Genomic DNA, 20,911 nt, shown 5'->3' on the forward strand with positions numbered 1-20,911 from the left:
GGCGAAGATTCTAACCCACTCAGGCTTTTGTTCAAGTCAGGGTTGGCCGAAGCCAGCATCAGGCAGTTACTTTTCAGCGTTGGCGAGCTCCCGCTCAACAATCGCAGAAAGCTGGCCCCAACCCGGGCGAGTCAGGCGAATGTTATCCACCAGTACGGTGGGCGTACTGGTCACTTGCAGCTGCATGGCTGCGCGACGGCTCGCTTCGATCACTTCCCGGTGCAATTCAGTTGTCATGCAGCGGCGCAAACGGCGCTCTTCAAGCCCAAGATCCTTACCATAACGCGCAAAGGTGGCCACCGGGTCGTTGGAGCCACTCCATTCGCTTTGTGAATCATAAAGGCGTTCATGCATCTCCCAGTATGCGCCCTGATCGCCGGCGCAGCGGGCAGCCTGGGCCGCTGGAAATGCGTTCTGGTGCTGCTGTAAAGGCAAGTCGAAATACACAAAACGGACTTTCCCTGCCTCCACATATTCCTGCTTCAAACGCTTACTGGCTGGCGCAAACAGGCCGCAGGCCGGGCACTGATAATCCGCAAACTCACGCACAACCACCGGAGCGTCGTCCGCACCGACAGAAACACCATACTGATCCAACTCCGCCGGGAAGGCTTCCGCGTTAGGCGCAGCAACAGGCAACTCATCTGAATTTGGCGTCGGGGCGGCTGTCAGGAAAAAGGCACCAGTAACAATCGCAGCCAGAGCCAACACACTCACCACAATAACCAGCGGCTTATTCGACTGGGTTTGCCGGGGCGGTGGTGCACCGGTTTCTTTACGACGTTTTGCTTCACCCATGTTTAACTCCTTTTATTTTGCAGAGGTAACCTGACAATTGTTAGCAGGCGAACATTCCCACAATCACTCAGGCAGGCTAAGATCCTCTATATCCTACATAAGTTCCAATATAAATTAAGGAGATCTCATGTCACTTCCAGCCTTTAGTGCGGATTCTTTAAGCCTGCCACTCATTGCCGCCCCCATGTTTCTCATATCCGGCCCTGAACTGGCACTTGCGTGCTGTCGCGAGGGCATTGTTGGGAGTTTCCCCGCTCTGAATCAACGCACAAGCGAAGGCTTTGAAGAGTGGCTGGTTCAGATGACAGATGGCCTCGGCAAACTGAAAGATGCCAACCCGGAAGCCAACATAGCGCCTTACGCTGTCAACCTGATCGTACATCGCTCCAACCCTCGCTGGCAGGCCGATCTGGAACTTTGCGTAAAGCACCAGGTGCCCATCATTATTACGTCGCTAGGCGCCGCCAGCCAAGTAGTTGAAGCCGTGCATAGTTATGGCGGAGTGGTCTTCCACGATGTAACAAACCAGAAGCACGCCCGCAAAGCCGCCGAGGCGGGGGTGGACGGAGTTATTGCAGTATCTGCCGGTGCCGGTGGGCATGCAGGCACGATCAACCCATTTGTTCTGGTTCACGAAATCCGCGAAGTATTTGATGGCACTATTTTGCTGGCCGGCGGGCTCTCCCACGGTGAGGACATATTGGCCGCTCAAGCACTTGGAGCAGACCTTTCCTACATGGGAACGCGCTTTATTAACACCACTGAATCCAATGCGGATGATGCCTATCGCACCATGATTATCGAGTCTGAATCCAGCGACATCATTCATACTCCTGCCGTGTCTGGCGTGCCCGCCAGTTTCATGAGGCAGAGCCTGGAAGCAGCGGGATTCGATATGAAACAATTGAATCAGGCGGGTGAGATCAATTATGGCGAAAAGCTGAAACCAATGGACGACGAGGCCAAAGCCTGGAAAACCGTTTGGTCCGCAGGCCAGGGGGTCAGTCAAATTAACGATGTGGTCAGCGTTGAGGCTCTGGTTTCAAGGTTGAAGCAGGAATATCAAAACGCGCGTGCGCGGCTTTGCACCTGATGCATCATTGAAAATGCCCCCGGTTCCGTTAAACACGGAACTGGGATGCATTGCTCTGAAGGGCCACCAGTAGTTCGCTGATTTCAAGACTGGCCGTATCGGAACGCTGGATCGCCTCCACAGTTACCTCAGCTGTATGCGCAATACCTTCCACACTCACACTCACTCTTTGTGCCTGCTGACCCTCTTGCCCTGCCACAGATGCAATGCTCAATGCCTGTTCCTGCAAGCTACTGAGTAGCTGATTGATCTGGTCAAAATGCTCATCGGCACGGCGAAACTCCGCAGAGGATTCCACAACCTGCTCTGATACTTTACCAATCACCGATACAGCCTGTTTGCTGCCCTGTTGCAGTTGCGCAATGATGGCTTCAATTTCGGTAGTGGATGATTGAGTTCGGCTTGCCAGAGTTCGCACCTCATCGGCAACAACAGCAAACCCGCGGCCCGACTCACCCGCTCTGGCTGCTTCTATCGCCGCGTTAAGTGCCAGCAAGTTGGTCTGCTCCGCAATAGCGCCTATTACCGACAAAACCGACGTGATTTGTGTGCTTTGCTTATCCAGTGTACTGACGGCTTCCACGGCCCGCTGTACATTGAGCACGACATCGTCGAGGCGCTTAAGGACATCCCGGGAGATAGCCGCTGTTGCATCACTTTCAGCGCTAACACTTCGTACTGCGCCGGCCACCTCCTGAATATTCTGCGCAACGCCTTCAATGCTGTGGGACATGGCCGCCATGGTTTCAGAAACGTCCACAACTTCCTGCTGCTGTGTACTGACTGCTGCAACCGCATCCCGGCTGACCTCACCCTGTGCCCGAGCTTTTCCGACAGCGACCTCCGCCGAATTTTTAACATCGGTAACCAACTCCTGAATGCGCGCAATAAACTGGTTAACACCTCGAGCCATCTCCGTCAGCTCATCATTGCCTTTCAGGTTCACCCGGCGAGTCAGGTCTGCCTCCCCATCGGCAATGCCGCGGATGGCGGAATTCAGGCGCAGAACCCTGGGCAACACGCTCCCTCCAAGCACCGCTGCCACCAGAATCAGAAGAATGACCATGGAGCTGACTGCAACCAGTGTCAGGCTCGACGACAAGCCTGCTGCTTCGCGGCGAAGGGCATCAACTGTCTTGCTGATGTGGGATTGCGCGCCGGCCCCAATATCTGTCAGTTGCTGCTGAAGCCTCTGGTTAACCTGATCGGTTTCAGCCTCAAGGGTTTTCCTTGAGGCATCAATGCTGCTGGCAAGGGCAGCACTGAACTCTGCTTTTAAAGACGCAAGGTCGCGATTAATACCATCCAATGCCAACCCGATTTTCAGCTGCCCAATCGCCGAACCTTTTGGTTTGATGTCTGCCGTTATAATGACAACATTCGGATCACGGCTTGCAGCGTCCAACACCCGATTGGCCGCACCGCCCCCGTCACCTTGTTCCATCAGAGCGAGCACCCGTTCATCGGTACGATCAACGTAGCGGGTCATGCGTTTACCGTACTGGTCAAAATAGATAGCGAAGAGCACAGACTCCCGGGCGTCTGCCAGTTCCACGAGCTCGGTCAACCGTGGAATATCCCTGTCCCAGATCAGTGGTGCAGCAACCGCCGCCAGTACATCTGCCAGCCCTTGCGCCTCTGCCATAACAGCATTGCGGACATTCTCCGCCACGCGTTCCTGCTGCTGGCTCTGCTGGAGGGTTAGTTCTTCAGACAGCTCCCTTACACTTTCTTCGCGCATGGCTTGCAAGCGCAGGCGAACATCGTCGCGGGTAGCTTCAAAGGATTCACTGAGCTGATCGCTGCTGGTTTCAAGTGCGGAGCCGGCGGTGTCTATCAAGCGCTCAACCTGATTTGTGATCAACCACTGACTGATAAAAACCTGTGCCAGTCCAGCCACCACCAGAACAATAAACACTGGCCGAAACAGCCTGCTGGTGAACAAATTTTTCAAGAAACGAGAGGCCATACACCAATCCCTCAACATGCTACTCCGGCGAGCGGGGTATCTTTATTTTTGTCATTTAGATGCTTCTTTATAACAGTTGTAGCAAAGCCGACGACAAAGGGGGACTTCTTTATGCAGGGATTTGTTGGAGAGGGTAAAACAGGTGGGGTTCAAGAGGGGCGCCCCGGCGGTTTTCCGGGGCGCCGAAATTCAAAATTCAGTCAGCCTCGTCCAGTTTAATTTCGACAATAAAGTAAGCGCCAGAGCGCGCCTCGTACTCTACTTCTACCATCGGGTTCTCACCCAGATCTACTTTTTCCTTAAGGCCCGCCTTAGAAGTCCCATCGTATTCAGTCGCATCATCAAGACGCATATCTACACCAAGAATACGGATGTCGTTCCCTACAATCGCCGTAACTCGCCCCGAGAGTTCGAATTCCAAATCAGGCGTTTCATCGTCTTGTTCAATCTTAATTGCCTCAAGGAAGACTCTGCCTTCACTGTCCCTGCGCTCGATTCCCTCAACCTCTAGAACCAAGTCCGCTTCAAGATCCAACAGCTTGAGACGTTGCTCCTCATCGCCAGTGATAATCGTCAGAGACGTGAGCTGCACCAAAACACCACCTACATACAACTGACTGTTCTCGTAATCTATCGCGGAGGTTTTGCCGCCCTCAATCTCTACATCCGCCTCACGCAGGGTGATTTCATCTGCCTTTACAACTCCATCAGAAACGAAGTTGCCCTCTACCTGAATCAGTGCCCCCTGAACCAGATCGCTGCGCTGAATACCGTCATCAAACTCAGTTTCACTCGTCACTTCGACGGTTAACCCGTTAATCGTGAAGGTGCTGCTGGCCTCTTCAAATGGGCTGGTGACAGGCCCTACAAACTCGATATCCGTCTCCATGCTTTGACGGTAGCGCCGGAAATCATTCGGCTCTATTTCATTGGCCTGCAAAACACCATCACGGCTCAAGTTACCCTCAACCTCAACCACCAGTGAATTAGCGAGCGCAGCACCGTCGATACCTTTGAATTCCGCATTCCCATAGTTGACAAGCTGAGTACCGATGACAAAGGTCATCTGACTGGTGTTCAAATCAGATATATGCCCCTCCAGCTCTACTTCATTGAAATCATCGAAATCATTTACATTTTGGTGCGCGCGGAGCCCAAGATAGCTGGCCCGAAAATCGCCGTTAGGCATCCTCCATCCAGACATTCTCGCAAAGTCACCCGTCACAAGATCTTCGATCACTTTTCCTTTCACAACTGTTCGTGAGTCAATTCGGACTGTCTGTCCAAGAATGCTGATCTCGGCAGTTTTTGAAGCATGGTTCCAAGCTTCAACAATGACTACCGATCCGCGCAAACTGTCATCATACTCAACTGATTCGGCACGGCCTGTGGAGTCAGCTCGCCACTCACCTTCAACTCGTAGGATCATTCCCTCATGAAGCTGCCTCTCGGTGCTGATACCGTCATCACTGCGCACACTGCCATCAGTAGAGAACTTCACACCATTCACAAAAACACTACCAAACCCCGATACCGGCCCCACGCTGGACCCGGTGCCGCGAATGCCACCATCCGCTACTTTAAACTCACTACCACAGGCGGAGAACAGCCCGAGAGTCAAGAGAGCCGCCAGTGCAGTCAATAAACGTTTGCGGGATATCGGTTTCATTGTGCTCACCATTTTGGAAAGGCCTGTTGCATCACAATTTCGGACGCCTTATCAAGTATCATCGCTGTACCGCCGCCCCGCGTTCTCGCCGGGTCTATACTTTTGGCGTCTGATTCCAGGCGAAACCTCAAAGCTGGGCACATCCTGTATATAGGTACTGCGCCTGAGAAGAATTTGCCCGCTATCCAGCTGCTCAACCACGCCTTTTCGTAGCAGCTCGTTTAGAACCACAGAAGAGGAAAGCCCGGGATTAACCGCCTGCACCAGCTGGCTGAACGAAGGTTCTTTCAGATGATTCATCGACAGCAGCACCGGGTGCAGATTTTCATCAAGAAATCCAAGCGCACTGATCCAATGCCTGACGACTTCACGACTTGGAGAAGACAATATAGTGCTGGCAAGCTCGGTAGGCTCCCAGCGACACACAAACTTAGGCTGGCTGCTGGAATTCATAAAGCCCTCTCACTTTTAGAGCCGAGTGGAGATGTTTCTGCAACAGTAACTTCTTCAAAAATGAAAACACTGACGCCTGTTCTATAGGAGTCCTGAGGTGAGTCCGCTGCCTGGTTGCCCGAGACATCGCGGTCTTTTGGACCCAGCCAGGAGTCCAACTGCTCCAGCATTTTCTGGGATTGCTCTGCCGCCTGCGCGCGCCAAGCCTCCATCACTTCCGGTGGAATGTTGTTATACGTCAGCGTGCGCTGGAACAACGGCCGTTGACTGCCAGCGTTGCAGACCAGGTTATGATCCACCGTCGCTATAAGGTCTGATACATCCTCACCAAAGATCTGGAGCATTTCCTGACTGTCTCCGACCGGCACATAAGCTCTGCGCGTAAGAGTCAAATTGCCGGTGTCACTATCTACAGACACCACCCCAACCCTTAACAGCTCATCCAGCACAGAACGCGGGGGCATATCTCCACTGTACTTTTTTGCCAGTTCGCTAAAACTCAATGCCCCATCAAAAGGCAATATAGCGGGCTCTCCTGCAGCGCTCTGAAACTTGGCATCATGCACCCAACCAGACACTACGCGAGATGCCCGGTTGGCATGCAGCACTTCAGATTTCCCTATGTGCTGGCCCGCAAGAATCTCCCGCTGACGTTTAACTTCTTTGCGCGTTAACCCCGTCATAACCGCCGCACCCGAATCGGTAGGCTTGCGCCGTTCACCCGGGAAGTCCTCCAGCGCCGCTTCCACATAAGCTCGCTTGACCAATTCGGCAAACTCTCCATAGGGAATACCGTTGCGCAGTAACAACCTCGCAAGAGGTCGCAGAATGCGGAACAGGGCCTGGTGCAATGGGTTGGAGAGGGTTTCTTTCATGATTGGGATTATATTCCCATTTTTAGCGACAGGCCAGACCTTCTGTGTTATCAGTTGGTCTGGCCCGGTTTGCTATTGGTGATACCCGCGTTTAATCGTCGGCTTCAATCTTTACGATGCGGTACTGACCGCTCACTTCTTCAAAATCAATTTCAACGTCGTCGCCTACCTGGAAGCCCGACAGGTCAAGATCAGTCTGAAGCTCCAGCCCCATAACGGTGACCGTTGTATCGGTAAGGCTGCTGATTTTGCCTTCCAATTCCAAATCGCCGCCGTCATCACGCTCAATATAAAAAGCAATCAAGCCACCGCCGTTTTCCGCCGTCTCCCGACCTTCAATTTCGAGATAATCGCCAAGGTTCAGGCCTTCAAGATCCTGGTTGCGCATAACGACAGATTCTTGAGCGTCTTCAGTGTCTTCGTCTTCAATCAGTGTGCTATCAGTCAATGCGACCCGCACGCCGCTGACCATCAATACTTCCCCACCCTGCTCTTTGCTTTCGATAAAGCCAGACAATTGGGCATCGCCATCGCGGGTTTCAATTTCTTCGGCAACAATGATCCCATTGCGGTATTCACCCTCTACTTTGATTTCCGCGCCCTCTGTGAGCTGTTCAACGGTAATATCATCAAAGTCAGTGTCGTCGGTGAGCTGAATAAGTGTTCCGTTGAGATAGAACTGCCCGGTTTCCGAATCGTAAGCCGAGGTAATCGCCCCGGAGATTTCGACGTCTTCATCCTCTTCGAACATATCGTCTTCGAATTCAATGTCGAAGGCGGTCAGGTTGCCATTCTCCAGCTTGCCTTCAACTTCAACGATCACACCGTCTGCAAGATCTTCCGCAGTGCCGCCATCAAACGTTGCTGACTGGTAGTTAACAACCAGACCATTTATTTCAAAAGTATCTACGCCAAGGTTTGAAACTGCGCCCTCTACCTCCACTTCATAACGCCCATATGGCCAAGGCGCGCTAGCGTCCATCACACCCACATAACTTGCCTGAAACTCGCCATTGGCCAAACGATAACCACTGATGCGGACATGATAATCATCTGTGGTGCTCTCCACGCCGGCTTTTAGCTCCACTGGCGTTGCGCCTTTAAACACTGTGCGGTTGTTGATCGCTATATTTTGTTTGGCGAGGACAATAACGCCGGTTTTCGTCAAGTCATCCCAGGTGACTGAGTCAACCGGGCCACGCAGGGTGTCGTCGTAATAAATATACTGCGCCTCGCCCTCGCCATCGCGTCCCCAGGTGCCGGTTACCTTCAGAATCATGCCTTTTTCCAGCTGCGTCTCCCGCTCTATGCCGTCGTCGCCTCGGTACTGCGCATTATTAATCTGAAAATGTGTGCCGTTAACGTACACGCTACCAAATCCGGAAACCGGGCCCATGCTGCTGCCATTAGAACCGGCAGTCGTTGTGCCCGAATCAGAACCGCCACCGCACGCTGCCAAAGATCCCAGAACCGCGCCTGCGATGGTCATTTTAATTGCTGAATAGAGTGTGTTTCGCATCATTGCTTTTCTCCCGGGCCGATAACGGCCAATGCTGCTCTGCAATACTTTGTGATCATTTGGGATTAAATTCCCAAGAATTGAGCTGGGAATTTAATCCCAATTGTTCGACTTGTCCAGAAAAAGACTCAATAAACTTATGAACTTTCAGACAGAACCTGCGTAACGTTATGACCACAGACCAAAAAGTGAGGAGAGATGATGTTGGGATTTTTAAAGGGCGATCCGAAGAAAAAACTACAGAAGGCGTACGAAGCAAAGCTGGAGAAAGCACTGCAGGCGCAGCGCAATGGGGATCTGAGGAGCCACGGCACCCTGACGGAAGAGGCAGAAAAGATTTACGCCGAGATCAAGGCGCTCGACGAAAACCGATAGCCCAGGGTTTAGCAGCGCCTCACATTACTCGTCCGTCAGTTGCTGCAACTGCCGGCTAAGACGCTCCACCTCGCGGCGCATGTCCTGAACCTCATCAAGAAGCTCCAGTGACATCGCAAGGCCCGGCAGATTCATCTTCAAGTCCCGCTGCAAGCGCCTGGCTTTATGCAGCCGGGCGAGTGCTGCCACATCAAACAACCATTGGCGCGCCTCTGCAGCCGGTTCTAGAGGTGCAATAATGCCGTAGTTCACCAGTTTGATGACAAACTCAGCGTGACACTCACCTCGTTCGCACACTTCGTGAAGGGTAAAGGTGCTGCCATTTTCATCCATTACTTCAACGGTCAGAATACTGTTTCTATCACTCATCCTTTACTCTCCCCTTCACAGATGGAGTTTGCTGCGTGGGTTGAATGCCTTCTCGGCCTCTGCAAGCTGCTCGTATAGCTTTTCTGCTTCTGCAGAGTGCTGCTCCGGTATTGCGATTTGCAGCACCACAATCTGATCACCTGGATGTTTGCCCGGTAGCCCCTTGCCTTTGAGGCGGAGCTTGCGCCCGGATGAGGTTCCCTTGGGTACCTTCACATTCACCTTTGAGCCCACCGTCGGTACGGTGATGGTCGCACCCAGTGCGGCTTCCCATGGTGCCACCGGCACGGTCACAACCACATCCCGCCCCTCTACACTGAACGATGGGTGCGGCGCCAATTCAATCTCTATCAGCAAGTCACCTGGCGCAGCACCACCATAGCCCGGAGACCCCTGGCCTTTCAGGCGCAAATGCTGGCCTTCGCGCATTCCAGCGGGGATTTTCACCTTCAGTGTTTTCTGTCGCGCTATAACACGACCCTGTTCGTCCGCTTCATGTACCGCAAAGGAAACCTGTTTCTCAGACCCGTTGAACACTTCTTCAAGGAACAGCGCCAAGCGTGCGTGAACGTCCTCGCCACGCATGCGCACGGTCTGCCGAAAACCACCGGCTCCCTGCCCCGGCCCCTGACCGCCACCGAACATCTGCTCAAAAAAGTCACTAAACTGGCGGGAATCCGCATCGGTGTATCCACCACCACCAAACCCCGACGCACTCTGCCATCCGGGAGGCGGCTGGAAAGATCCATCGGCCTGCGCACCGTATTTTCGCAGCTGGTCGTACTCGGCACGTTTCTCCGGATCTTTCAGTACTTCGTAGGCTTCGCCAAGGTCTTTGAACTTCTCATCGGCGTTGTCCTCTTTACTGACATCCGGATGATACTTTCGTGCCAGCTTTCGGTAGGATTTTTTGATTTCCTCGGGGGAGGCAGACTCGCTCACACCAAGTACGGCGTAATAGTCTTTGAAGTCCATTGAACTCCTCGCATCTGATTAAAAACTGTTCTCTGGTTATATATGATTGGCGCAAACACTGGAAATACAAGCATAGCCCGCCGCATCGGAAGATGTAGTACCCTCAATGAAATACTCAAAAACAACCTTAGCCTATAGGCACAACAGAGAAAGGACCCTATGCCAGACTCAACGCCGAAGCCCGTATCTGCATCAGCGATCGAGAAACACGTTTACAAGGTATTCCCCAATGACATGAACTCTCACGAAACTGTGTTCGGTGGCATGATCATGGCAAAATGTGATCGTTTGGCACTGGTTGTAGCTGAACGCCACTCTGCCCACGTTTGTGTTACCGCGGCGGTGGATTCCATTCACTTTCGTGCCCCCGCGAAAGGCAATGACACCTTACTGTTCAGCCTGGCACTGAACCGCAGTTGGGGATCGTCTATGGAAATTGGTGCCAAGGTTGTGGCGGAGAACAGTTACACCGGAGAAACACGACATATCCTCTCGGCCTTCTTTACGTTCGTAGCCTTGGACGAGAACGACAAACCTGTAGATGTGCCTGCCGTTATTCCGGAAAACGCCAAACAGAGACAGCGTTTTGAGAACGCCGAGATTCGCCGCGAGGGGCGCCTCAAGACGCGAGCCGAGCTGGCAAAAGTGACCGATGACGATAGGGATTAACCGGGCTGAGATTCTGTAGACTGCTGGGCTATGATAGGGTCTCGCATATTCACCCCCCCTACCTGTTTTACTTAGGAGAACTCCATGATCTGGACTGTATATCTCTCAGGCGAAATTCACACTGACTGGCGTGAGCAAATTAAGGCCGGGGCAGAAGCCGCTGGCTTGCCGGTGGAATTTACTGCACCTGTTACCAATCACGAAGCCAGCGATGCAGCGGGCGATATGCTGGGTAAACCGGAAGTGGCATTCTGGCGTGATCACCAGTCATCCAAAGTAAACGGCATTCGCACCAAAACCCTGCTGGAACAGTGCGACTTGGCTGTGATTCGTTTTGGAGACAAGTACAAGCAATGGAACGCGGCCTTTGATGCCGGCTTCTGCGCGGCTATGGGCACGCCCTATGTAACCCTGCACAGCGACGACATTATCCACCCGCTGAAGGAAGTAGACGCATCCGCAATGGCGTGGGCGCAAACTCCCGAGCAGGTGGTCGAGATTCTGAAATACGTTACAACCGCACAGTAAGAGCCCGAAATATCTGGCGAAGAGTCAAGCCAATGACTACTTCGCCAGATGCCCTACATAAGCCGCAACAAAGGCTGCTTCCTGAAACACCTTCAAGCCTGTTGCTGCAAAAGGAATGGGCATCGGCTTGGCAGACAGAGTCGCTTTGATGGTGGCAGAAGAGAGCAACTGCACTTCTACATCCGCCTCAGGCATCAGCTGAATCGCCGCTTCCATTTTAAAGCTGATGGCACCACCGGCAAACTTGCCTTTGGGCATACGCTCTTTGATGGCCACTTTTTTCACATCGTGCTCTGCCAGAAACTTCGCAAAAGACGCCTGAAATTCCTGCAGGTCCTTGCGGGTATGGTTCTTCTTCAGGGTGATTTTACGAATGTTGCTCTCGGGCAGGGTGAACTGTCCACCATCCAGATTCAGCAAACACACCACGGCGTCGCTGGCACTGAGCTCAACACCACATATAAGCATGGGCACTCCTTTTTCGGTGAATAAGGATTTCTGTGTATCAGGCACAGCACTTTTTGAATTTTTTCCCACTGCCACAACTGCAGGGATCGTTTCGGGAAGGCATATTAGCCTGGGTGACAGTGCCGCCCTTATTCAAGATGGCGGTAAGCTCCGTTATGGATTCAACGGCGCCTTCACGGGCATCAACGGTAATGTCGGCGTGCAACTGGGCTTCAGCCACCAGCGCCGCAACCTCTTGCTTGCGATCTTCACTGGTTACTACCAGTTGCAGTGGAAACTTCTTGCTACCACTTTTTTGACTGGCGTTGGTTTTGAAACCGCCGTAGGCCGTGTGATGCTGCCGTGCATCCTGCCGGCCTTTGAAAAAAAACTTATCAGACATGCTGAAACCCTGATGAATTGAGAGGGGGGCGACTTACTATTGAATAAGGCCGCCCCCGAGACGGCCATCTTTTAGCATGCTTGTAAGATAGGTTATATAGCGGATTAGAGAAATACTGAAACTTAAACCGCTTGCGTACCATGCCACACAGGCAGCGCCATATCCTCCGGCTCCTCGTTAGGGCCGCCAGTCCGGCTTTTAAACGCACCTTCTTCAATGGGTACGCGGAACAGGGCCGTTGCTTTACGCTCCTTGGCACTGGGCGCGCGAACTTGATCCCAACGCCCTGGCGAAAGCTGGTTGATAATTGCCTTGAATGCATCGTCAAATGCAACGTCATTCACCACCCTTTGGGCCTTTCCAAACAGCACCAGCGATGAGTAGTTTGCGCTGTGGTGGTAGGCTGATTTACTCATCACCCACTCCTCCGTTACCGCAAACGAGATACACAGCTGGGCTCCGGATTCCAGCTGCCTGCACACACGACCGCCGTTCAAGCTATGCAGATAAAGATCATCCCCCAGGCGCCAAGCCGTAAGTGGAATAATTCTTGGTTCTCCCTCCTCTACAAACCCAACGTGGGCCGTCTTTAAACGGTCAATCAGGGCATAGGCATCGGCGCGTTCATAGCTTGCGCGTTTAGCGGCCCGCTTCACCCGGCTGCGCGGGCAACAGGAAAGGGAAGACATGGCGGAGGGGTCGGTTTCCTTCAAAGACATTATAGGTTCCTTTCGTTGAGTACCCCGCTATTAAAGAAAACATCTGATACCATCAAAAGATCCACATTATGATTTTTAGTAGGGCCAGTTAAAGTGATAAATGATATCCGGCTGGATTCGGCCACTCCGCTACAACAACAACTCTATCGACAACTGTCCCAGCGGATCATCGATCAGCGGTACCTGCCCGGCAGCCAACTGCCATCCAGCAGGCAACTGGCAACCGATCTCGGGGTGAGCAGAAATACCGTGAACGCGGTTTATGACCAGCTTAAATCGGAAGGCTTTCTGCTTAGCCGTCCAGGCAAAGGGGTATTCGTTAATGAGGACATCCGCGCCAGCCTGAACACACCTGATCAGGCGCCCTCCCACGCGCCAAGTAATGCTGAGCCACTGCCACCCTTGCCCATCGTGCCAAGACACAGCATGCGGCTTGGAGAAGACGCCAACCTTCCCTTTCAGCCGGGCCTGCCAGATCTGGATGCCTTCCCGATCCGCAGCTGGAACCGAATATTGCATCATCAGGAAAGCCGCAGGCTACTCAGAGGGTACGACTGCATTCAAGGCTACCAACCCCTCAGAAAAGCCGTTGCAGAATATGCACGGGAATCCCGCGGAGTGCGCTGCCACGAGCATCAAATCATAATCACCAACGGTGCACAGCAGGCATTGTCTTTGATTGCAGATGTACTGCTTCAAGCGGGTGATCGGGTGTTCTGTGAGAACCCGGGTTATCGCGGCGCCCGTTACGCACTGGGGCGTTATGGAAACCCGATATTGCCCGTGCCATTGAAAGGCCAGGTGCTGGATGTGGATGCACTTGCGGATATGGGCCCTGCCAAGCTGTTGTTCTGCACCCCCACGCACCAATACCCCATGGGCGGAATTCTGGATATTGCGCAGCGCATGGCGTTGGTTCAGTGGGCACAACGCAATCAGACCTGGATCGTCGAAGACGACTACGACAGCGAATTCCACTTCCACAACAAACCCTTTGCCGCCATTCAGGGCTTATTCGACAACACCCCGGTTCTGTACGTGGGCAGTTTCAGTAAAACCCTGCTTCCTGGCCTCCGAGTCGGCTATCTGATTGCACCCGAATCCATGGTGGAGGCGCTGCTGTGGGCCAAGCGGGTTACCGGCGGTGAAACGCCGCTGCTTACTCAAGCGACCATAGCGGAATTCATTACAAGCGGGCAGTTCACCCGCCACCTGCGCCGCATGAGGCAGCTCTACAAGGAGAAGTGGACGTACTTCCAAAAGCTTGTGTCTGAAGAGCTGGGCGAACTGGTCACCCCCGTGGCGGAGAGTGCCGGCATGCATCTGGTTCTGGAGGGCGACTTCAACGACGCCGACATCAGCCAGAGGCTCAGGGCCAAGGGCTTTGGCAGCACACCCTTGAGCGTTCATTTTATCGGGGAGGAAATGCGAAACGGTCTGGTGATGGGTTTTGCCAGCGCGAACGAGCGCGAGATCAAAGCCGCGGTACTGGCACTGAAGTCACTTCTGCAAAAGCAGTGATAGTTTCGGCCGTCAATTCACTCCGGCCTGAAGCAATCTGTGTAACTTTTATCAGGTCTTGTTCTTTCGCATTTTTGATTCACGCCGATGGGGTTATGCTGAAGGGGCAAGTTATTTTGATGGCAAAGGAGTCAATATGACAGACCACATGCCGGATGATTTGTCCGCAGTTGGCCGTGATTTGAGGGCCTACACCGATGAACTGCGCCCCAAACATCCTGTCGTTAGAAACATCAAAGGCGAATGGGTGCTGCTCCGACATGCCGACGTTTTGGCTGCTGCACTGGACCACGAACGTTTCTCCAGCCAGGTGTCTCGCTACCTGCAAGTTCCAAACGGGCTTGATGGAAACGAACACACACTCTACCGAAATGTGATCGAGCGGTATCTCACCCGGGATGCATTGGAGCCATTCGTTCCGGTTTTCACACGCGTCGCTCGCCAGTTGGTGGCGGAGTTGCCCAAGGGTGAAGTGTTGGATGCTGTAAACGACATAGGTGCCGTGTTTGCCGTTCGCGCCCAGTGCGCCTGGCTGGGATGGCCGCCAGAGTTAGAGCCAAAACTACTGGCATGGATGAAAGAAAACCATGCTGCCACCCGCTCTGGCGACAACGCCCTGATGGCAGATGTTGCCGAGCAGTTTGATGAGATTATTCGTTCGGTTATCCAGCCTCGGCGTGCTGCCGGTTCAAATGCTCCCGACGATCTGACTACAAGGCTGTGCCGCGAGACGGTGAATGGGCGCCCACTGACAGAGGCGGAGCTGGTTTCCATTCTGCGCAACTGGACAGGCGGAGATTTGGGTTCCATCGCTCTCTGTGTTGGCGTACTCATCGCCCACCTGGCCCAACGTCCTCAGCTTACTGAGCGGATACGAGGCGCTTCAAATACAGAAGTAGAAGCGATCATTGATGAAATCCTTCGCCTCGATAACCCATTCGTATCCAACCGGCGTGTAACCACCTGCCCCGTTCATATCGCTGGCCGGGATATTCCGAGCGGCGCAAAAATCAAGTTGAACTGGACCTCTGCCAACCGCGATGAATCCGTCTTCGACAACAGCCGGTTTGATCCTGAAGGCAACGCAGCGAATAACCTGCTCTATGGGGCCGGCAAGCACGTGTGCCCAGGCAGACTGCTAGCGACCTGGGAGTTGCGTATCGCGCTGCAAACGATACTCACGCCAGTACACGCTGTTGAGCTGGTGCCTGGCGAGCCACCAGAGCGCGAGGTCGCGCCAGTGGGTGGGTATCACCGAGTGCCTGTGGTACTAAGATGATGCATCCTGTACAAGGCAGTTAATCAGCGTAATCGACACATCCCGAAAAACAGCATCTGACGCTACAACGCCCGAAAAGCCGTCATAAACGCTACGCCGGCATGTTGAGGTCCGTGTTTTTGCTTGCTTGACGCAGTTGGCATTGGCGTCAGACCCCTCAGCTTTGCCTGTTGCTTGCTCACACAGCGAAGGCAGCTGGGTATTCAGCCAATCCACCGTTGTGCTGAGTTTTACGGGATTCGCCTCAAGGTTGGTGAACCGGCTGGCATCAACCGTTTGTGGCCGCTCGCGGGTTTGATCCCAAAGCACAAATGCCAGAGCAGCCAAAACCAGAATGACGGTAACAGTGGGGAATTTCATATGTGCCTCACGTCGTTGGTAGCGGATTCATTCCGGAAGGCGCATGTTCCGTCGACGTCTCGCTATGTTTCAGCAAGTTCAAGCCAACAGGAAAAAGGTTCCTTGTCGATATCTTGTCATTATCTACAAGGGAATCCATGCAATCGCGAGTGCACACGTAAAGATTTCCCTTTCTCTTGGGCAACGACTTTCCCTTGCTCAAGCAGGTTTTGAAAACCTTAGCCTCTTGCTTTAACTGCAACACCAAAGGCAAGTGCCTGTAGGTGCCAGGAACCGTATATTTAACCCTCACAAAAAACTCTGGTTGATAGAGGTAAAGAGGGTTTATCACCAAGCCAAGCAGCTTGTTCTCTCGCAGTATTCCCCCATCCGATTCCAAAACCTTCAGGCTGACACTATTACCTATGGTTTGATCCACAACCTCATCAAAAAGCTCTGTATCAACCATGTCCTTTAAGGTCACATCCTCTCTATACAGATTCGGGAACAGGTCTATTGTGCCGGCAAAAGAATGTTGAATTTTATCTTTGGCCGCTGCGTCTGCACTTAGTCGGGCCTGAAGAATAAACAACGGATCTTCCCCCTCAATGGCAATCTCGACGATGCCCGTTATCCCGATGGGGTTAGGCAGCAAGTCAAAAAACTCCATGCTCCCGGCTTTCGAAAATTCACTGGATGCATAGTGCCTTTCAATATCAGCCGAGAGCAGACTTCTCAGGGTTTTCTCATTCACTTTCGTTGTTGTATCACTACTCGAAAGCGGATAGTCCGGGAAATAATGCGTGAATGTAATATCAAAAAACGAGGTACTTGAGCAGTTCACCGTCAGAATTCCGGATTCAAGCGACAAACCGTCAATTGAAAATTTCGGAACATCGAGTGACCCATAGTGCGTTCTGAAATAATCATCTTTATTAAAATCGACCCATTTCAACAGAGTTTCAATCTCTCTTGGCTGGCTGTAAAAATCATGCCTATTGAACTGAACCTTCACCTCGGAGAAGTTCATATTTATGGGAACAACCGTGCCTATCTGAAGGTTATCCTTTTCAATTATTCGCCCTTTCTCGTCATTATGCAGAGACCTGACAACCAGGAAAAACACCGTTATCAGAAAAACAATCCCTATATCGACAAAGAACGTAAATATGTTCGAGGCCAAGCCATAGAAGGCGCCGCGATCATATATTTCGTAGATCACGTAAAAAACAAATGCCAGATACGCGAGAGAGAAAAATATCGCCTTCTTTTTATTAGTTTTTACGAGATAGAAGAACTCATACTTAAAGGAAAGATTATCAACAACTCTTTTTATACTTCTCTTCATGCGTTACAACATCCTTAACTTTCAGGAAACGATTCGGGCACTACCTGGGGGTCTGTTTATTAGATATGGCGGTGCGCAGAGAAGAAACGAATATTGTTTCTGCCCATGCTTTTCGCAGCATACATTGCGGTGTCCGCATTTCTGATGAGTTCAACAGCGGTGTCGCCATCCGCAGGGTACATCGATATTCCTATGGACACTCCTATCTGGAAGGTCTTTCCATGAACCATTATTGGCTCATTGATTGAGCTGACGATACGGTTGGCAACGTCGTAGATTTCGCCTTCTTCCTGTGGGCAGTTGAAGATAAATATGAACTCATCGCCACCAACACGGGCCACGGTATCGGACCTTCGAACCAGTGTAAGCAGCTTGCCCGCCACGTCCTTCAACAGATCATCACCTACGTGGTGCCCAAGCTGATCGTTAACGAGCTTAAAGCCATCAAGATCCAGGAACATGAGCGCAAAATGGGTCTTGTCCCTCTCGGCACTGAGCAGTTTTTGATCGATCCGGTCCATCAACAGCGTGCGATTCGGCAGGTCGGTTAAAGCATCGTGAAAGGCCAGGTGCTTAATATGTTCGTCCTTGCGCCAGAGAGTTGTAATGTCACTGAACACGGAAACGTAGCGCACAGGTTCACCAGACTCATCGGGCACCATGCTGATGGTCATGCGCTGCAGGTATAGCTCGCCATCTTTACGGCGGTTCCATATTTCCCCATGCCAGCGTCCATCTGTTTTGATCGTCTCCCACATGGCGGCATAAAAGGCTTGGTCATGTTGTTTTGATTGCAGAATACGAGGAGTTTGGCCAACAGCGTCTTCTGCTGAATAGCCTGTAATTTCAATAAAACCCGGATTTACAGACAAGATAGTTCCCTGAACATCCGTAATCAGAACACCGTCCGGCATACTCTCGAACACACAAGCTGCCAGCTTGAGCTTCGCTTCAACTTCCTTTAGCACCGTTACTTCACTGGCCTGAATGGAAAACCCTTTGACCACGCCATCGGAATCAAAATCAGGACTATAGTGGCCAATGATATGACCAAGGCTACCATCAGCCTTCTTCAGGGTACGTTCAAAACGCTGAGTCTCGCCAGCCAGTACTGCCCGGATATGAGGCTCATTCAGCGCAAACAGCTGCTCGCTGACCAAATCCTGAAAACGGATGCCGATTACATCCTCAGGTGGTATTCCATACCATGCACTGAATGCATTATTGGCATACCGGCAACGTAAATCTGTGCCCCAATAACCCATCATATTGGGTGTACTATCCACAATAGTTTTTATGTATTGCTCGCCCGAAATAGTGGCCGGACTGGCACCCTGCCCTTTGTCGTTTGTCTCTCTCATGGGCTACCACTGAGCATAAATGTGTGTGTTCCGAAAACGATTGCTGGCCAATATGGGCACTGCTGTGTCTATAAATTTAACACAATCTGGCTAATTTCCCTCACTGTCCAAAACGTTCCAACTGCATTTCTTGCAAACGGCTCAAAGTGCGACGAAACGGAAAGGCGAGCGCCCCGGTACTATAGAGTTCTTTCAGAGGCACCGCGGCATCCAGATACAGAGGAATGCCCCGGTCGTAACATTCGTCGACTAAAGCGATAAATCTCCGCACGCCATCGTCCTGATGCGTTAGTGCAGCCAGCTGGCGATCCCCTGCCTCTACCTGAGTGACACCATCTTCGGTGCCACGAGCAATTGCGGGTTGCATAGACCCGCCACTTAACTGTGGCACCTCACCTAAAAAAACATGGGAGAAACGATCACACAGATCGATAAAGTCCTGGGATGCCAGCTTCTGTTCGCACAGGTCATCATAACGACACCACAACAGATGCTCGCTGCGCAGTACTACGTTGATCTCTCGATGCCCAAGAACAACAGGCTCATTAATGGGCTGCTCGCCTTCACCAAGTAATTCAGCAAATGCAGCCTCCAGAGCCTGGGGTTGGTTAACCCAATAACGCTGCCGAAGCTCCCCTGGATGGAGCCGGTGGTCCTCACCGCCATCCACGCTCAACACTTGCATGTGCTTTTTGAGCGCTGCAATGGCAGGCAGCAGTCGCTCGCGATTAAAGCCATCTTTATACAAATCATCGGGCGGTTGGTTAGACGTTGCCACCAGCACCAAGCCTTTGGCTAAAAGCTGCTGCAACAAACCTCCAAGCAACACAGCATCGCCAATATCGCTGACAAACAACTCATCGAGGCATAAAACACGAGCTTCTTTAGCCAGTTCCTGCGCGAGCAAGTGAAGTGGTTCCTCTTGTCCGGTCAATTGAAACAGACGTTGATGTACCCAGCGCATGAAATGATGAAAATGCTGACGCCGGGCCGGCACGGTTAGCGCCTGGTAGAAGCGGTCCATTAACCAGGTTTTGCCCCGACCAACAGGCCCCCACAAATAAACGCCCTCAATGTCAGGAGCGCCTGCCTGCAACTCCCCATAGCAACGCTGCAAACATTTGGCAGCCTGGTCTTGGGCAGGGTCTTTTTTAAAGCCGGAATCTAATGCTTGTTGATAGGCTGCGTAGGGTGTTAGAGCCGGAGTAACAGAGGAGCCTGCATTCATTGAGCGGGTGCTTCCCCTGTCGCAATAGAAGGCTGCGCATTCTTAACATTCTGCTTGTACCAACGGCGCCCCAACATCCCGTGTAAATGCCATGAAAATGCCGGAACTAGCCCACGCCGACGTAACCAGAAGCGGTCAGGTACTGGCTCTGCAGGTTCAACTGCCAGCATGCAGATGTCAGCTAGAACAATTCCCGGGCCCTGCTCGTAGGTTCGGTGGGCAACCAGGTTGCCCTGGCCATCAACAATGGCGGCCTGGCCTTCGAGGTGTCCACAATAGGTCAGCGGCAACCCCGGCATGGGGCAGCTAAAATCGTTACAGTGTGAGGCATGAATGATCGGAGCACCTACCAGACGCGCTGTGTCTTGAACGGTTTGCAAGCTGTTCTCGCGGTTTCCCGGCTCCAGCCATGGATAGAGCACTGGCCAGTTTTCCGGAATGCTCCACCAGTGGGAGCCACCAATGATGACATCCACCTTGCCCCGCAAACGCCTGGAGGTTGCTGTGCGCAAAAACTCCCAGCACACCGCCGTGCCTACGCGAACGCCATCAATAATGCCCAGTTCCCCAGTATCGCCGGCATCACCACCTTCGTAGAAGGCGCTCTCCCACATGGTTGGGAGATCCTTATCGTGATACCCAACAAGCTCGCCGCGGTTATAACACTGGTACCGGTTACGCACACTGCCGTCTGCTAGCCGGCATAAAAAAGAACCCCCCAACACAATCTTGTGCTGGGAGGATAGGGTTTGCAGCATTTGTGCAGAGAGGCCGTTTTCATCCTCAATTGCGTTAACAAGTGAGGGTTGCCAGGACACGCCGGTATTGAAGAACTCCGGCAATGCAATCCACTGGGCACCTGCCTGGCAGGCCTCTTCGACCAGAGCCTTGCAGCGTGTCAGGTTATACTGCGTGTCGCCTATGCGGGTATCCACCTGCAGCGCTGCAACTCGGGTCGTCAAAACATCATTCAT

Annotated in this window: 22 protein-coding genes; 6 read left to right on the top strand and 16 right to left on the bottom strand. The window is 52.5% G+C overall.

Annotated elements, in window-relative coordinates; translation table 11 throughout:
* Positions 1 to 66 precede the first annotated feature (66 nt).
* Positions 67 to 798, bottom strand: a complete 732-nt coding sequence (locus Q0824_RS06820; protein ID WP_298448733.1) for a thioredoxin domain-containing protein — start codon at positions 796 to 798, stop codon at positions 67 to 69.
* Positions 799 to 925: 127 nt separating this feature from the next.
* On the opposite strand from Q0824_RS06820, the gene Q0824_RS06825 reads away from it, so the two are divergent.
* Complete coding sequence (locus tag Q0824_RS06825; protein WP_298448735.1) at positions 926 to 1,891, top strand: nitronate monooxygenase family protein; 966 nt, start codon at positions 926 to 928, stop codon at positions 1,889 to 1,891.
* Positions 1,892 to 1,919: 28 nt separating this feature from the next.
* Here Q0824_RS06825 and Q0824_RS06830 read toward each other — a convergent pair whose 3' ends face one another.
* The 5 genes from Q0824_RS06830 to Q0824_RS06850 form a co-directional block, all read right to left on the bottom strand.
* Complete coding sequence (locus Q0824_RS06830) at positions 1,920 to 3,860, bottom strand: methyl-accepting chemotaxis protein (RefSeq protein WP_298448737.1); 1,941 nt, start codon at positions 3,858 to 3,860, stop codon at positions 1,920 to 1,922.
* A gap of 196 nt (positions 3,861 to 4,056) precedes the next feature.
* Positions 4,057 to 5,529, bottom strand: a complete 1,473-nt coding sequence (locus tag Q0824_RS06835; RefSeq protein WP_298448739.1) for a DUF5666 domain-containing protein — start codon at positions 5,527 to 5,529, stop codon at positions 4,057 to 4,059.
* Between the two features lie 51 nt (positions 5,530 to 5,580).
* On the bottom strand, positions 5,581 to 5,982 hold the full coding sequence (locus Q0824_RS06840) for a DUF6502 family protein (protein ID WP_298448741.1): 402 nt from the start codon (positions 5,980 to 5,982) through the stop codon (positions 5,581 to 5,583).
* Positions 5,979 to 6,857 carry a DUF6502 family protein gene (locus tag Q0824_RS06845; protein WP_298448743.1) on the bottom strand — a complete coding sequence of 293 codons (879 nt, stop codon included), beginning with the start codon at positions 6,855 to 6,857 and terminating at the stop codon, positions 5,979 to 5,981. Before Q0824_RS06845 ends, Q0824_RS06840 begins: the two co-directional genes overlap by 4 nt.
* A 91-nt stretch (positions 6,858 to 6,948) precedes the next feature.
* On the bottom strand, positions 6,949 to 8,379 hold the full coding sequence (locus Q0824_RS06850) for a DUF5666 domain-containing protein (protein ID WP_298448744.1): 1,431 nt from the start codon (positions 8,377 to 8,379) through the stop codon (positions 6,949 to 6,951).
* A 198-nt stretch (positions 8,380 to 8,577) separates the two neighbouring features.
* On the opposite strand from Q0824_RS06850, the gene Q0824_RS06855 reads away from it, so the two are divergent.
* Positions 8,578 to 8,751, top strand: coding sequence for a DUF6435 family protein (locus tag Q0824_RS06855; protein WP_298448746.1), 174 nt, complete (start codon positions 8,578 to 8,580; stop codon positions 8,749 to 8,751).
* 24 nt (positions 8,752 to 8,775) lie between these two features.
* Here Q0824_RS06855 and Q0824_RS06860 read toward each other — a convergent pair whose 3' ends face one another.
* Entirely contained in the window at positions 8,776 to 9,120 is a 345-nt protein-coding gene (locus Q0824_RS06860; protein WP_298448747.1) for a chaperone modulator CbpM, read from the bottom strand.
* Between the two features lie 15 nt (positions 9,121 to 9,135).
* Positions 9,136 to 10,095, bottom strand: a complete 960-nt coding sequence (locus Q0824_RS06865; RefSeq protein WP_298448748.1) for a DnaJ C-terminal domain-containing protein — start codon at positions 10,093 to 10,095, stop codon at positions 9,136 to 9,138.
* 159 nt (positions 10,096 to 10,254) lie between these two features.
* On the opposite strand from Q0824_RS06865, the gene Q0824_RS06870 reads away from it, so the two are divergent.
* On the top strand, positions 10,255 to 10,764 hold the full coding sequence (locus Q0824_RS06870) for an acyl-CoA thioesterase (RefSeq protein ID WP_298448750.1): 510 nt from the start codon (positions 10,255 to 10,257) through the stop codon (positions 10,762 to 10,764).
* An 84-nt stretch (positions 10,765 to 10,848) separates the two neighbouring features.
* Positions 10,849 to 11,292: a YtoQ family protein gene (locus tag Q0824_RS06875; protein ID WP_298448752.1), complete on the top strand. Its 444-nt coding sequence runs from the start codon at positions 10,849 to 10,851 to the stop codon at positions 11,290 to 11,292.
* Between the two features lie 36 nt (positions 11,293 to 11,328).
* Here Q0824_RS06875 and Q0824_RS06880 read toward each other — a convergent pair whose 3' ends face one another.
* From Q0824_RS06880 to Q0824_RS06890, 3 genes are all read right to left on the bottom strand, one after another.
* Positions 11,329 to 11,760, bottom strand: coding sequence for a DUF3010 family protein (locus Q0824_RS06880; RefSeq protein WP_298448753.1), 432 nt, complete (start codon positions 11,758 to 11,760; stop codon positions 11,329 to 11,331).
* Positions 11,761 to 11,797: 37 nt separating this feature from the next.
* Positions 11,798 to 12,142: a PBPRA1643 family SWIM/SEC-C metal-binding motif protein gene (locus Q0824_RS06885; protein WP_298448754.1), complete on the bottom strand. Its 345-nt coding sequence runs from the start codon at positions 12,140 to 12,142 to the stop codon at positions 11,798 to 11,800.
* Between the two features lie 122 nt (positions 12,143 to 12,264).
* Complete coding sequence (locus tag Q0824_RS06890) at positions 12,265 to 12,861, bottom strand: pyridoxamine 5'-phosphate oxidase family protein (protein WP_298448756.1); 597 nt, start codon at positions 12,859 to 12,861, stop codon at positions 12,265 to 12,267.
* A 93-nt stretch (positions 12,862 to 12,954) separates the two neighbouring features.
* Between Q0824_RS06890 and Q0824_RS06895 the strand changes: the two genes are divergently transcribed.
* Both Q0824_RS06895 and Q0824_RS06900 read left to right on the top strand, forming a co-directional pair.
* Positions 12,955 to 14,382 carry a PLP-dependent aminotransferase family protein gene (locus Q0824_RS06895; RefSeq protein ID WP_298448758.1) on the top strand — a complete coding sequence of 476 codons (1,428 nt, stop codon included), beginning with the start codon at positions 12,955 to 12,957 and terminating at the stop codon, positions 14,380 to 14,382.
* A gap of 136 nt (positions 14,383 to 14,518) precedes the next feature.
* Positions 14,519 to 15,661, top strand: a complete 1,143-nt coding sequence (locus Q0824_RS06900) for a cytochrome P450 (RefSeq protein WP_298448760.1) — start codon at positions 14,519 to 14,521, stop codon at positions 15,659 to 15,661.
* Here Q0824_RS06900 and Q0824_RS06905 read toward each other — a convergent pair.
* The 5 genes from Q0824_RS06905 to Q0824_RS06925 form a co-directional block, all read right to left on the bottom strand.
* On the bottom strand, positions 15,653 to 16,021 hold the full coding sequence (locus Q0824_RS06905) for a hypothetical protein (RefSeq protein ID WP_298448762.1): 369 nt from the start codon (positions 16,019 to 16,021) through the stop codon (positions 15,653 to 15,655). The two genes, Q0824_RS06900 and Q0824_RS06905, sit on opposite strands and share 9 nt — an antisense overlap.
* A 7-nt stretch (positions 16,022 to 16,028) precedes the next feature.
* Positions 16,029 to 17,348 carry a hypothetical protein gene (locus tag Q0824_RS06910; protein WP_298448764.1) on the bottom strand — a complete coding sequence of 440 codons (1,320 nt, stop codon included), beginning with the start codon at positions 17,346 to 17,348 and terminating at the stop codon, positions 16,029 to 16,031.
* A 59-nt stretch (positions 17,349 to 17,407) separates the two neighbouring features.
* Entirely contained in the window at positions 17,408 to 18,709 is a 1,302-nt protein-coding gene (locus Q0824_RS06915) for a sensor domain-containing diguanylate cyclase (RefSeq protein ID WP_298448766.1), read from the bottom strand.
* A 100-nt stretch (positions 18,710 to 18,809) separates the two neighbouring features.
* Positions 18,810 to 19,937 carry a cell division protein ZapE gene (gene zapE, locus Q0824_RS06920; protein ID WP_298448768.1) on the bottom strand — a complete coding sequence of 376 codons (1,128 nt, stop codon included), beginning with the start codon at positions 19,935 to 19,937 and terminating at the stop codon, positions 18,810 to 18,812.
* Entirely contained in the window at positions 19,934 to 20,911 is a 978-nt protein-coding gene (locus Q0824_RS06925; RefSeq protein ID WP_298448770.1) for a carbon-nitrogen hydrolase family protein, read from the bottom strand. The genes zapE and Q0824_RS06925 overlap by 4 nt, the downstream gene beginning before the upstream one ends.

The organism is uncultured Marinobacter sp., assembly GCF_947488835.1.
Taxonomy (GTDB): Bacteria; Pseudomonadota; Gammaproteobacteria; order Pseudomonadales; family Oleiphilaceae; genus Marinobacter.